Raw genomic sequence first — 12122 nt, 5'->3', positions numbered from 1 at the left:
CATGAAAATCTTCAAACTGCCTGATCTCGGCGAAGGTTTGCAGGAAGCGGAGATCGTCGAGTGGCACGTCAGGAGCGGCGAAGACATTCGCGCGGATCAACGGCTGCTGTCGGTGGAAACGGCGAAGGCGATCGTCGATATTCCGTCGCCTCAATCCGGCCGAGTCGCGAAGCTGTTCGGCCAGCCCGGCGATATCGTGCATCTGGGGGCGCCGCTCGTCGCATTCGAAGGAGCGGCCGACGAAGCCGATGCCGGTACCGTGGTCGGTCATATGGAGGTCGGCCAGCATGTGGTGCACGAAGCGCCGGCGGCGCTCGGCGGCAGCCCGGGCACGGGTGTCGGCACAATCAAGGCGATCCCGGCGGTGCGGGCGCTCGCGCGCAAGCTTGATGTCGATCTTGCGATGGTGACACCGTCGGGGGCGGAGGGTGTCATCACGGCGGCTGACGTGCAGCGCGTCGCGAAGATACTCGCTCAGCTCGGTCCGCCCGAAGTGCTGCGCGGCGTGCGGCGCGCGATGGCGCAGAACATGGCGCGCGCGCAGAGCGAAGTGGCGGCCGCGACCGTCATCGACGACGCCGACATTCATGAGTGGCCGCCACATACCGATGTGACGATCCGCCTGATCCGTGCGCTGGTAGCAGGATGCAGCGCCGAACCCGGGCTCAACGCATGGTTCGACGGACATGCGGGACGGCGCCACGTACTGGAAAAGATCGACCTCGGCATCGCCGTCGATCTACCGGATGGCCTCTTTGTACCGGTATTGCGCGACGTTGCGCACCGCAACGCAGCGGATCTGCGCGGCGGCCTCGACCGGATGCGTGTCGACATCCGGGCACGCAAGATTCCACCGGAGGAACTGCGCGGCAATACGATCACGTTGTCGAACTTCGGCATGATCGCCGGCAAATACGCAGCTCCCGTGGTCGTGCCGCCCACTGTCGCAATCCTCGGAGCGGGGCGCATTCAGGAGCAGGTCGTGGCGGTAAGTGGCGTTCCGGCCGTGCATCGGATCTTGCCGCTTAGTCTGACGTTCGACCATCGGGTCGTCACGGGCGGCGAAGCAGCACGGTTTCTCGCCGCGGCGATCGTGGATCTGCAGATGGCGCAGTAGCAGCTGTGACTGCGCGAATTCAAAAATTCAGAAGGTGTATGCGTTGTGTCCAGCTTGAGACGTTCGCAGATTTAGGCACAGCGAAATCGTATGCCAATCCGTAAATCGATCGAGGCGTGCCGGTTCGCAGCTTCGTGCAGCGCACCCGGTCTTTGGATCGCTTCGTCTGCAAAACGGCCCCGCCCCGTGAAACAGTTACAAGATAAGTATTGACGCTGGTACCACTCGGCGGTTAAGGTGCCGCATGAAGTTCAAGAAGTTCGATTGCTGTTCATCAATTGCTCGCTCCTCAGCGGTATTCGTTGTCCTCTCCCTCCTTGACGCTTCATACGCTCTTCAACGGAGCACATTTTCCCGTTTTTTCTCAAGGATTCTTCATGGATACCGGTACCGTTAAGTGGTTCAACGATAGCAAAGGTTTTGGCTTCATCACCCCGGACAAGGGCGGTGACGACCTTTTCGCTCACTTCTCCGAAATCAGCGGCGACGGCTTCAAGACGCTGGCTGAAAATCAGAAGGTGAGCTTCGAAACGAAGCAAGGCCCGAAGGGTCTGCAGGCAGCTAACATCAAGCCGCTGTAAAGTTTGAAGAGCCCGGCGTTCCGCAACGGACGCCGGGTTGCAGGGACATCCTTACGGAGCGTTGTTTCCTGAAGTGGCGTGTTCGCTCCTGGCTGCATCGGTTTCGCCGGCAGCTTGCCAAGCGCCATACGTCTCATTGCGCTCATTTTCCCCTCTGGCATTAGCGCCACGTCTTCGCTTTCCGACTGCTTCAGATTCGGCCTGAGATGCCTTTGAATCGGCGTACCTGTGCACATTTCGCAAGGCACGCGCGCACTCGACATTATTAAAACTAAAATGCAGAACAAACAAACTCAACAATACAACGGCTATGCCGTACAGCCCTCGGCGCATCGTTTGCCCGACGGCAGTTTTTCCTCCAACCTGCTGCTAGAACGCGCCGATAGCGAGCGCGCGGACGGCCGCTACCAGTTCTATTCGCTCGATTACTTCACGAGTGAGGAGCAGGCGTTGCAGCACTCGACACGCTGGGCACGCAACTGGGTCGACACGCGCGGTTAACGGCGATGCCCCAGATCTGCACGCTCAACGCATCTCAGGCATCAGGACGCATGCAATAAGGCGCGCGCGATCGATCGGTTACCTTTCGGTTTGAGCCGCGCTCAGTGCGAACTTCTGGAGTTTCTCTATCGACGTCTTCGGCATGCTACGCACGGCATGGAAGTCGACGACGCTCTTGAGCTTTCAGAATGGGTCGAAGTGTGAACGCAGGCGCGGGCGGACGGCAATCACCCATCGGTCACTATGCGGCCGAGATGGAATGGACATGGCTTCCCTTCGGGCATGAAGGTATCTACTTCGTGGTCGACGCCTGAGGAGGCGATGACCGGAACTGGCAGCAATGCGGTCGCACTGGCATAACCTGCCGAGCATGTGGCGACTGACGATCAGAAGGTCAACTTCTTTATCACACACATTGTTGATGGCGTGCCGCTGGCGCGCGCGAACACGGGTACCTTCTGCATAGACTCGGGTTCTGGCTCTAGCGCTCAGGGGATTCCAGAATGGTGCGATCAAAGCCGTCAGTATCAATCAGCATTTCGGCGTAGGCCACCGACGCTCGCCTTGCGTCGCCGGCATTCACGAAGGGCCTCTTGCCGGGCACACGGAATAAGCGACTTCGCGGGTTGTCCGTCATGGAATCCGGGTCGCTGATGCGAATCGACGCATCGAATCCTTCCTCGTAATTGTGACCATATCCTGGTTGAGTCGTGCGATGCGGATACACGAGTAGGGAAATATCGAGACCGCGATAATGGCGAATGGTTGTCATCAGGTCACTCCTTTTGGCCGCAGCAAGCAGCACGTTTTTGATCGTTGTGCAGGTTTGGCCGAAGGAGATACGCCCCCCAAGCCACACCGACGAGGCGACCGGAACGAAGTTTCCTGGCTAGCTGTCCGGTACGCGGATACCCGAGCTTCGTGCTTAACATCCGCAAGCGTTCCCTCACCCGGCATTCCGCTCACGTTTGTCCGATCGGGCACCACACTGTCCCGAACTCACGAAGTGGGTCGCTCCCGTATCCTTGGCCAGCCTCATCGCGCGTGGCAAGCAGACGCTGTTGATCGTGGTGTTCTTGAAGAGTTTGCAACGTAAGCGCAGAGGTGGAACCGGGCAGACAGCCGTCGCCGGCCATCTAAGCCAACGCTATGACAATCCGGGCAGTGCCCCGCTTTGCCGACCCCACGTTTCAAGGTACGCGCGACAGTACTATCGGTCAATACAATTCTGGTAACAGTCTCAGCGTCTGCGCCGCCCGATGTAACCCGTTCCAGCGTATAGTGAGCCATACCCTGTGGAGTGACCAACATGTCGACACACCCGATTCTTCTCTACAAGGGGTACGAACTTCATCCCCTTGTCTTTCCCCGCACATTCAGTCGCTTTGACGGACATTCCCGTTACGCGGAAGGTTACGAAATTGCAGTACGGATATGTCGTCCGGCGGCGACAGCAATTCCCTCCGCAAGCCGGGTCTTCAGGCTGAACCAAACGCATACATTCTCTGACTTCGGTACGGCAAGGCGAGCCGCCCGGCAGCAGGGAAAGGACATCGTCGACGGAAAGGTGAGCGGCGCTTCGGTCGTCGACATATGAAAACGCTGCTGACGGACAGCATCCGTCGATGTGCTCGATCGTGCGACGAATTGCTGTGTGCCTGATGGCCGATCTGATCGTCGCTCCCACATAAAAGGCGGCTGCCGCAATAGCGGGACAGGGCTGCGATCGACGTGCTGCTCGGGACGCTCGCCGGCGATCATCCTCCCGAACGATTCGCGATGTTGCCTTCCCCGAAGATTCGATGTGGCCGGCTGCAAAAACCTACCGCAGACCTGCAAGTCGAGCAGCAATTGGCGTCGCTGGCTCACGCCGTCTCGTCGCCCAATCGGGCCACGCGTTCCCAACTGTTCCGCGACGAACACGTACCCCCGAAATGAAGCCGGTCCGGATAGCCGTTGCATGTCACGCTCGGCAATCGCGTGGTCGCGGATGCGTCCGCGTCGTGCCAGAGGCGCAAACACCGCATTGGTCTCCTCGCAGGCGGTCGGGTAACGCTGGAACTCCTTATTACCTGACGAAAGGGTGAATCGATTTCCGCCAAAAAGGGCGAACGGGGCTGCAATGCAGTTTCGCGCGCTTCGTTTCACCGTGGTTGAATTGTTGACGTCGAGACTGCTTGCCGCGCATGTCAGAGGCGCATTTTGCGTCGCCCCATGATGAGCCTGAGAAGAGAGGCAGCCCGATGTGGATCTTCGGATCGCCGCCGCCTACCGGCGCTGCGGTACGTAAGTGCCGGGTTGACTTGCATGTTCCCTGTGCTTCTCTGACGGCGCCTGGAGCACGGGTTTTTCTGTACAAATCCATCAATGGGCGTAGCATGAAATGGTCACTCGACCTGCGACCGGGCCTCGCGTCGCCAAGCTGCTTACCCGACGGAACCGGAGATCCGCTTTCACCCAAAACCGAAACGTGGCCGACCTCCTGAACGGGAGCGGACGCAGTGGCCACGTCGCTACGCTCCGTCTTTTCCGCTACACGATGAGACGGCCTCAAAGGTACCGATCACAACCGGTTCCCCGTCTCTACCGCGGGCTCGAACTTCATCCGCTGGTGGTTGACTCAGAGCCGTTGCAATCATTGGAGTTTGGTATGGAAAGAAACGACCTGCTGAAATGGATTCGGTGCGATGGTGGTGACATCGTCGATCGGTTTCTGCCGCCCGGCGCGCAGGGCGAACTGGATAGCCTCATCCATGACCGCCGTCACGAGATCGATGCGGGCGCGTTTCTGATGTTCATGTCGATTCGTGCGCTTCTATGCGAACGCGGCATGGAAAGCTGCGATTCGGATCGCGAGGCCGGACAAATCATGGCCATGCTGAGCACCTAGATCGCGCTTTTCGACGCCCCTCTGCGACAGTCGCAATCGAGCGATAACCCCAAAGGAATACCATGCGCTTCAATTCCACCCTGATCGTTATCGACCCGACCCCCCGGCGGGCCGACGGCGAGTACATGGCCCACGCACGCATCAGCGGCAGCCGTGCCGACGGCACCGGGTACGAGATTCATTCGAGTGGCGATCTGGCAGGCTTCGACGCACGCGAAGACGCGATCGCCTATGCGAAGAACTGGGCGCAGGACTGGCTGCACGCGCGCTTCGGGTGACAGACGTCTCACCTACGGAAGCAACGAGAGAGGGATTGGCGTGCAGACCGGCCATTCGCGATCAGAGGAAGATGCAGCGGGATGTTGGTCACGCGTTTCGATCCAATCGCTTGCCCGTCGGTTCTGGTAAACCGGTGCCTCCGCTTGACGGCCACAGTACCCTAGAGAGTAGAACTCGAAAAGCAGGGGCCATACGGACATCGGATCACCTGAGCGTCAGGTCTAAAGAGAAAGAGCCGTCGGAGACTGCGTGGGCAGCATTGTCGGGCGAGCACCCTTTGCGCGACATCGACCGAATCAGCTTCGCGTCGCGCATACGTGAGAGCCACCCCGGCCAGCGACGCCTTCTCCCGGTTGGTCAGGAGTTGCAGGTTGACGCCCAGGTCTCTTTTAGCAATTGATTGGTCTTCTCCAGGATGTCGTGTTCAAGCTGCAATTGGCGGATATCGCGTCGAAGCGATTCGACCTGCCGCTCCAGTTCTCCCCGCTCAGGGGCGTGCGGCGAATCGTTGTGGCGTTTCATGAAAGGCCGGACACGAACGCTCACCACTGTCCAGAAAATCCAGGCGGTTCATTACGAGTTCATGGACTACCTCCAGGTAGTCCAAGACGGTGTAAACCCGATGGATCCCGCGACGAACTGACGCGTAATATCGGTTCGGCTAAAAATCTCCTCAATTTCTTCGCCGGAGTAGGCATGCGACTGTCCGATTTTATCGTGCAGGAAATGGAGCCCATTCTGGCGCAGTGGGAGGCGTTTGCCGCCACGCTGCTGCCAGCCGCTGGCAACATGGGCACCCTCGCGTTGCGCGACCACGCGCAGCAGATTCTGGAAGCAGTAGCGACGGATTTGCAGACTTCGCAGAGCAGGGAAGCGCAGCACGAAAAATCCTTGGGGAGGGCACCCCGGCTGACGGATGCGCCGGAGACAGCTGCGCAATCCCATGCGGTCCTGCGCGCTCGAGGCGGTTTCAACATCAACCAGCTGGCCGCGGAATACCGCGCTCTGCGTGCAAGCGTGCTGCGTTTGTGGATGGATGAGTGTCAGCCCGATGCGCCTCATCTGGATGACATCATCCGCTTCAACGAGGCCATCGATCAGGCGCTGGCCGAATCACTCGGGTTTTTCAGCACACAAGTCGATCAGGCTCGCAATCTGTTGCTTGGGATGCTCGGACACGACATGCGGAGCCCGCTGCAGACGATCCAGGTGACAGCTTCCTATCTGTCCGCGCTCAATGCGGGGGAGCGCGTTTCAGAAGCTGCAGCCCGTCTGGTGCGCAGCGGCGCCCGGATGCAGGCACTTCTGGATGATCTGTGCGATTTCAACCGAACAAGGCTCGGGCTAGGTATTAACGTCATACCTGCTCCCGTTGATCTGACGAACGTGTTCACTGATGAGCTGGACCAGTTGCGCGCAGTCCATCCAGACCGGCAGATCGAGCTCGAGGTGCACGGTGACGTTCAGGGTGTCTGGGACGGTCCGCGTCTGCAGCAACTGGTCGGCAATCTCGTTCTGAATGCGCTCAGATATGGCGCGCGAGACGCGCCCGTGCGCGTCGTGGTGACTGGCGACGAGGCCGAGGTGCGCTTCGAAGTCTGCAATAGCGGACCAGCCATCGAGGGACTGTTGCTGGAGCGCATCTTTGATCCTCTTCAGCGAGGTCCCGAGCGAAAAATCAACGAGGACGCGCAAGGCAGCCTTGGGCTCGGGCTGTATATCGCGAGCGAAATCGCCAAGGCGCATCACGGCGCGATCGAGGCGCGCTCAGATAAAGAAGAGACCGCATTCGCCGTACGTCTGCCGCGCCGGGCGTAGCAGGCGAGCCAGGCTTGGTAACGGGCATGCCACGAATTATGTGGGCGGGGGATCTGCTGGTGGTTTTACACCTGCCGAGACGCGCCTATTCCACCGCCGGTCCTCACAGACCGACCACGACTGCATGAAGCAAATCCGCGGCATCGTGGCAATAGCAAGGGTGCGCGCCCCGATTACCTATTCGGTTCGTGCTGCTCCATGCGCGCGATCAGCCTCGATCATTAGAACCCGGTCAGATCTCATCGAGAAAACGCGCGCGTGCACGCTTCGCCGTCATATCAGACCAGGATGGAGTTGCGCGGACGAACTCCGGCTCACGGCATTCGGCCTGGAAGTGCCCGACCGCGCAGCAAGGATCGCAACGGCTGAAGCGGGAAGAACCAAGGTGTCAGTCGCCGCCATGGGGGTCTCGCGTCGCCATCATTGTTTCATCGCGCCAGTTGCGTTCGAGTTTGACGCGCCTTGAGGCGACATCGCCTGCTCACGCTTCTGCATCAATGTGCCACTGGCGGGCTTGCTGTTGCCGGCGTCCGCAGCACGGCCCATGCTCTGGCCAGCGGCACCCGGCTGCGCGTTTTGAGTATCGCGGTGTGCTGGCGCAGCGTTGCCGGTGTTGGTCTGCGCAAATGCGCAAGCGCTAGCGATGATGGAAATTGCGCTGATTCCTGCCATTATCAACTTCATGATCGTCTCCCGTTCGGACCTGCTTTTCCATCTCTGACCTGCGTGCAGCATGACGCATGCCCGGAGGAAGTGGCGAACAATAAGCGTGCGCTGTTGCCGCCCGCGAGAAGGGGATCGAAATCTCTTGCCATCTTTTACCTTGTGTCAGCGTGCAGGCGCTGCTCTGTAGCGACGGTTCCTGTACGGGCTCATTGCTGACGATGTGACGGGTCACGACCGTTGCATCATTCCAGTCAAATCTGAAAACCCAGGTGGATGGCTCAACCCGGGTTTCAGCAATCTCGCCGCTTTGCAGGCCATCCGCTAAGAACGGGACCGGCCGTCCAGCAAACACCGCCTGGCTGCGTGTGTAACGTGTGGCTTCGCATTCCGACAGCTTGGGCTTAGGGCCAGCATCGCGAATCGATGGCTCGCCAGCGCGCCGCGGCGGGGTACTCGGAGTCGCGTGGCGCCCGCGCATAGGTCAGGCGCGCTGCAATGAACCTGTCGACGGTGTCAAGCAACGCCGCTATCGAGGCCGGCTTTCGCAGGAACGCTGTCCAGCAGCGAAACTCTCCCGTAGGTTCCGGCATAGCCGACAGCAGCACCACCGGTAAGCCGGAAAACACCGCCTGACACTTCAGACGCCGGCAAAGCTCCTTGCCGTCCATTTCCGGCATCTCCAAATCGGTGATAACGAGTTCCGGAAAATCCGTGTGGGCCTTCTGCAGTGCGTCCCAACCGTTCTCCGCGAGCACAACACGGTGTCCGCGACTCTCCAATGCCAGTTGCAGCGCGCATCGGTTTTCAAGGTCATCGTCGATGAGCAGTACGGTGGACATGACACGACATGGTGGAAGGATCCTACTGGGTCTCGCAAGCGGCATACCTAGCAGCGCTCGCTGCCTGTTCGACTACAGTCTCCGTCCAACACGTGGGCGGTCGGGCGACATGGTTGCGGCATTGCGCTCGCCCGCTTTGCTCTTACCAAAGCAGTAGCGCAAGTCCGCCGCACCCCGTTGACTATATTGGATACGTCGACCGGTGAGAGTCATCGACTTGAACCGGATAATCATAAAACTTCCGTCTGAAAGTTAATCGATTTGGTGTTTTGGTGACGGCTTGGGTCATGTCAGCGATCACAGGAGTTCCTCGCTGCGAACGCGGATGCGCCGCCGACAAAATTCGCGGGACGGCCGATTAACCCGATCAGGCCGCTTTATGCCAAATGAATCGTGCCATTGAAACCGGCCAGTTGTTACTGGTCGGAACGATTGGCGAGTTCGAGTTTTTCTGCCGTCGCGGATCATTGAAAATGGGATTTCACTGACCTAGAATTTTGCGGTTACCTGATGGATATTCACTTCTGCCTGGTGAAAAAACGGTCGTTTTTTCTCGAATTAGTGTCGGATTCTTCCGTCGTTGTTCTGTCTACGCGGGGTAGACCCACACAATCAGCGCACAGTTAATTAACGAAAAACCATAATCCTTGCAAGGCATGAATAACCACGATCGGTTATGAAAAGTTGAAACCTCGGCTGGGTTGTGTAGCGGCGGCAAGCCTTGGACTTGCAGTCGGAAGGGAGTCCGCAATACCGTTTATGTCTGCGGCCGGTCACGACTCTGCGGCAAAAGAATTCGCTGCGGCCTTGCACGTAAATGCAGGGAACTACGTTTGTACAGTATCGCGTGATCGGTTCGATATTCGATCTGAATGAGATCGCAGTGCCGGACTGAAATTTTCGACCTGGAATACGAGGCTATTCACCCTTGGTTGCGCAAACGAAATATGGGTGTCCCATGAGGTCTTGTCCATTCTGTCCGAAACACACTGCATTGACAGTTTCGTTGCTTGCCAGCGCCGCGACGCTGGCTCCCGGCACGGGCTTCGCTCAACTGGGATGTTCGGCACGAATCCTGCGATTCTTCACGCGGCAACGATTCTTTCCTATGATTTAAGCAACGGCGAGCCCGCCGGAGCTGCCATTGCCGAGTCGCAGGACCGGGGGGGCCGCACGTCTGCGCCGTGACATCGAATCAACAAAGCAGCCGTTCGCGCATGTTTCGATGATTCACCGGCTACCGGGCGGTCTGGATGGCAACGTTTGGACTACCCGGCAAACGAACGGAGCGTGGCGATGAAGCGGAGCGAGTCACCCCAGCCGGTCACGATGCTCGAAGCACTGATACCGATCGCTGGCCTCGTCTTTCTCGTCAGTCTGTCCTTCTACCTGTTCGGCGATGGTGGTGCGAACGGGCCGAACCAGGTGGCACTCGTCGTGGCGACCATGCTGGCCGTATTTGTCGGTTGGCGTCGCGGTCATTCGCTCGCTTCGCTGGGCGAGGCCGCGAATGCCAGTGTCAGTTCCGGTATTGGCGCGATTCTCATCCTGTTCGCAGTCGGCGCGCTGATCGGCACGTGGGCGCTCAGCGGCACGATCGTCGCCATGGTCTATTACGGGCTGAAATTGCTGAGCCCGGACTACTTTTACGTCACGGCGGCTGGAATCTGCGCGGTGATCTCGTTCGCCATTGGGACCTCGTGGACTGTCGCGGGTACGATCGGAATCGGCCTGATGGGCATTGCGCACAGCATGGGCCTGAGCCCCGCCATAACGGCCGGTGCGGTGATTTCCGGCGCTTATTTCGGCGACAAGTCTTCGCCGCTCTCGGACACCGCGAATCTTGCGGCCGCTGCCGCGGGTGCCAATCTGTATCAACACGTGCGCGAGACGCTGCTGACATCACTCGTCGCGATTGTCATCACGCTGGCCGTGTTTTATCTGCTTCGCCGCCCGGGCGCCTTCGATGCGAGCGCGGAGGTTGCTGCAATGCAGAGCGCATTCTACATATCGCCCGTGCTGTTCCTGCCGCTCATTCTTGTCGTCGTGCTGACGCTGTTCCGGCTTCCGCCATTTACCACCATCTTTCTTGGCGCATTGGCGGGTGGCGTGGTTGCCGTTTTCGTCGAGCCAGCGCGAGTCCTCGCATTTGCCGCCGCGCGAGAGGGCGTGCCGATCCCGATTGCGATGCTCAAAGGCGTATGGCTTGCGCTTGGGAGCGGCTACAGGTCCACGACTGGAAATCCAGTGCTTGATACGCTCCTCACTCGCGGCGGTATGGACAGCATGTTGAATACTATCTGGCTGATCATCACGGCGCTGGCATTCGGAGGGGTGGTCGAGAAGTGCGGTGCGATAGAACGCCTCATTGCTCCGGTAGTCGATTGGGCCAGGAGCGGTGGGGCGTTGGTCGGCTCCCTGGTCCTGGCGACCATCGCGACGAACATCGTTACGGCGGACCAGTTCATCGCAGCCGTGCTGCCGGCCCGGATGTTCAGAAATGCATTCGCGGCACGCGGCTACGCGCCCATCGTGTTATCGCGTTCCGTTGGTGATTCGGCCACGACCACAGGCGCGCTGATCCCCTGGAACAGTTGCGGCGCGTTTATGGCAGTGACCCTTGGCGTGCCGACGCTCAGCTATGCGCCCTATGCCGTATTTTGCATGGTAAGTCCGCTGCTGACGGTGGCGATCGCCTACGCGGGTATCCGCATGCCACGCGTCCCTCCAGCCCAAGCCGGGACCTCAACGGCAGGCGGCCCCCCAACTCCGGTCCATGAAGACGCCAAACAGAATTGACGGGTATTCTTACTCGAGTCGTCAGGCACCCTCGCTCGTGGCCGATACCCGGCGCGCGATGTGTTTCCAACCTATTGCAAGCGTTCTTCCGTCCGACGAACCGTCGGCAATACTGTAAGGAGCAGTCAAGATGAAAATGCAACGAAACGCTCCCCGGATCGCGTCCATGATGCTCACCGCGGCGTTCACACTGGCTCAGGCAGGCGTCGCGGTGTCGCAGACGGCTGCTCCGCAGAGCGCCAGCGAGATGCATAGGACCGGCATGCCAGAGACGCAGCAGCAGGGCGACATATCGTTCGTGACCGGCGGAGTCGGTCGCGACGAGTCGACTGCGCTGCGGCAGGCACGAAGGCAGTGGCCGTTGTCTCTGCAGTTCACCGGTCCCGGGGCGAGCTATGTGGCCGACGTCCAGGTGAAGATTGCCAAGGCTGGCGGCGCGGCCGTGTTCGAGGCCACGTCGAAGGGGCCGTACATGCTCGTGCGGCTGCCTCAAGGGCGCTATACGGTCAACGCCACTTACGGCAGCGTGACCAGAAGGGAGACCGTGAACGTCCGCGGCAATGGCAGCGCGCGTGCGACGTTCGCGTTTCCGTCCACCCACTGAGCGCGGTCCCGACGCCGCGCCGAAGGTC

12 protein-coding genes and 1 pseudogene are annotated in these 12122 nt (G+C 59.7%); 9 read left to right on the top strand and 4 right to left on the bottom strand.

All coding sequences use genetic code 11. The annotated features are described in order from the left end of the window. The first annotated feature begins 1 nt into the window (after position 1). The 3 genes from OKW35_RS46830 to OKW35_RS46820 all read left to right on the top strand — a co-directional run bounded on the left by OKW35_RS46830 (position 2) and on the right by OKW35_RS46820 (position 2199). Positions 2-1117, top strand: a complete 1116-nt coding sequence (locus OKW35_RS46830) for a dihydrolipoamide acetyltransferase family protein (protein ID WP_429555622.1) — start codon at positions 2-4, stop codon at positions 1115-1117. Between the two features lie 377 nt (positions 1118-1494). Beyond that, a complete protein-coding gene (locus tag OKW35_RS46825; protein ID WP_012428559.1) occupies positions 1495-1698 on the top strand; it encodes a cold-shock protein in 204 nt (67 codons plus the stop codon). Positions 1699-1974: 276 nt separating this feature from the next. Beyond that, the gene (locus OKW35_RS46820) at positions 1975-2199 is read left to right on the top strand and encodes a hypothetical protein (protein ID WP_090808905.1); all 225 of its coding nucleotides are present in this window, start codon (positions 1975-1977) and stop codon (positions 2197-2199) included. 481 nt (positions 2200-2680) lie between these two features. Here OKW35_RS46820 and OKW35_RS46815 read toward each other — a convergent pair whose 3' ends face one another. Beyond that, positions 2681-2971: a hypothetical protein gene (locus OKW35_RS46815; RefSeq protein ID WP_429352461.1), complete on the bottom strand. Its 291-nt coding sequence runs from the start codon at positions 2969-2971 to the stop codon at positions 2681-2683. Positions 2972-3508: 537 nt separating this feature from the next. Between OKW35_RS46815 and OKW35_RS46810 the strand changes: the two genes are divergently transcribed. From OKW35_RS46810 to OKW35_RS46800, 3 genes are all read left to right on the top strand, one after another. Beyond that, positions 3509-3796 carry a hypothetical protein gene (locus OKW35_RS46810; RefSeq protein ID WP_260321258.1) on the top strand — a complete coding sequence of 96 codons (288 nt, stop codon included), beginning with the start codon at positions 3509-3511 and terminating at the stop codon, positions 3794-3796. A 1053-nt stretch (positions 3797-4849) separates the two neighbouring features. Next, positions 4850-5089, top strand: a complete 240-nt coding sequence (locus tag OKW35_RS46805) for a hypothetical protein (protein WP_184061999.1) — start codon at positions 4850-4852, stop codon at positions 5087-5089. 62 nt (positions 5090-5151) lie between these two features. After that, positions 5152-5367 (top strand): hypothetical protein, encoded by a 216-nt coding sequence (locus OKW35_RS46800; protein ID WP_018424494.1) that lies wholly within the window; start codon positions 5152-5154, stop codon positions 5365-5367. Between the two features lie 335 nt (positions 5368-5702). On the opposite strand, the pseudogene OKW35_RS46795 reads toward OKW35_RS46800, so the two are convergent. Next, positions 5703-5890 (bottom strand): annotated as a pseudogene (locus OKW35_RS46795) (IS3 family transposase); the annotation flags it as partial. 174 nt (positions 5891-6064) lie between these two features. On the opposite strand from OKW35_RS46795, the gene OKW35_RS46790 reads away from it, so the two are divergent. Then, complete coding sequence (locus tag OKW35_RS46790; protein ID WP_429403692.1) at positions 6065-7186, top strand: ATP-binding protein; 1122 nt, start codon at positions 6065-6067, stop codon at positions 7184-7186. Between the two features lie 420 nt (positions 7187-7606). Here OKW35_RS46790 and OKW35_RS46785 read toward each other — a convergent pair whose 3' ends face one another. Together OKW35_RS46785 and OKW35_RS46780 are read right to left on the bottom strand one after the other, a co-directional pair. Then, positions 7607-7921, bottom strand: coding sequence for a hypothetical protein (locus OKW35_RS46785; RefSeq protein ID WP_429555621.1), 315 nt, complete (start codon positions 7919-7921; stop codon positions 7607-7609). Between the two features lie 332 nt (positions 7922-8253). After that, on the bottom strand, positions 8254-8691 hold the full coding sequence (locus tag OKW35_RS46780) for a response regulator (protein WP_429352458.1): 438 nt from the start codon (positions 8689-8691) through the stop codon (positions 8254-8256). Between the two features lie 1263 nt (positions 8692-9954). On the opposite strand from OKW35_RS46780, the gene OKW35_RS46775 reads away from it, so the two are divergent. Next, positions 9955-11490 (top strand): Na+/H+ antiporter NhaC family protein, encoded by a 1536-nt coding sequence (locus tag OKW35_RS46775; RefSeq protein ID WP_429555620.1) that lies wholly within the window; start codon positions 9955-9957, stop codon positions 11488-11490. Positions 11491-11620: 130 nt separating this feature from the next. Continuing rightward, positions 11621-12094, top strand: coding sequence for a carboxypeptidase regulatory-like domain-containing protein (locus tag OKW35_RS46770; RefSeq protein ID WP_429403688.1), 474 nt, complete (start codon positions 11621-11623; stop codon positions 12092-12094). Positions 12095-12122 lie beyond the last annotated feature (28 nt).

The organism is Paraburkholderia sp. MM5477-R1 (assembly GCF_050436385.1).
Classification (GTDB): Bacteria; Pseudomonadota; Gammaproteobacteria; order Burkholderiales; family Burkholderiaceae; genus Paraburkholderia; species Paraburkholderia tuberum.
The sequence above is the reverse complement of the archived record's forward strand: the minus strand, read 5'-3'. Positions and strand labels throughout refer to the sequence as shown.

Excerpts from the sequence above, each read along its gene's own strand:
- OKW35_RS46805 (WP_184061999.1), top strand. The coding sequence starts at position 4,850 with ATGGAAAGAAACGACCTGCTGAAATGGATTCGGTGCGATGGTGGTGAC.
- OKW35_RS46780 (WP_429352458.1), bottom strand. The coding sequence starts at position 8,691 with ATGTCCACCGTACTGCTCATCGACGATGACCTTGAAAACCGATGCGCG.
- OKW35_RS46770 (WP_429403688.1), top strand. The coding sequence starts at position 11,621 with ATGAAAATGCAACGAAACGCTCCCCGGATCGCGTCCATGATGCTCACC.
- OKW35_RS46810 (WP_260321258.1), top strand. The coding sequence starts at position 3,509 with ATGTCGACACACCCGATTCTTCTCTACAAGGGGTACGAACTTCATCCC.
- OKW35_RS46820 (WP_090808905.1), top strand. The coding sequence starts at position 1,975 with ATGCAGAACAAACAAACTCAACAATACAACGGCTATGCCGTACAGCCC.
- OKW35_RS46815 (WP_429352461.1), bottom strand. The coding sequence starts at position 2,971 with ATGACAACCATTCGCCATTATCGCGGTCTCGATATTTCCCTACTCGTG.
- OKW35_RS46830 (WP_429555622.1), top strand. The coding sequence starts at position 2 with ATGAAAATCTTCAAACTGCCTGATCTCGGCGAAGGTTTGCAGGAAGCG.
- OKW35_RS46800 (WP_018424494.1), top strand. The coding sequence starts at position 5,152 with ATGCGCTTCAATTCCACCCTGATCGTTATCGACCCGACCCCCCGGCGG.
- OKW35_RS46785 (WP_429555621.1), bottom strand. The coding sequence starts at position 7,921 with ATGCTGCACGCAGGTCAGAGATGGAAAAGCAGGTCCGAACGGGAGACG.
- OKW35_RS46790 (WP_429403692.1), top strand. The coding sequence starts at position 6,065 with ATGCGACTGTCCGATTTTATCGTGCAGGAAATGGAGCCCATTCTGGCG.
- OKW35_RS46825 (WP_012428559.1), top strand. The coding sequence starts at position 1,495 with ATGGATACCGGTACCGTTAAGTGGTTCAACGATAGCAAAGGTTTTGGC.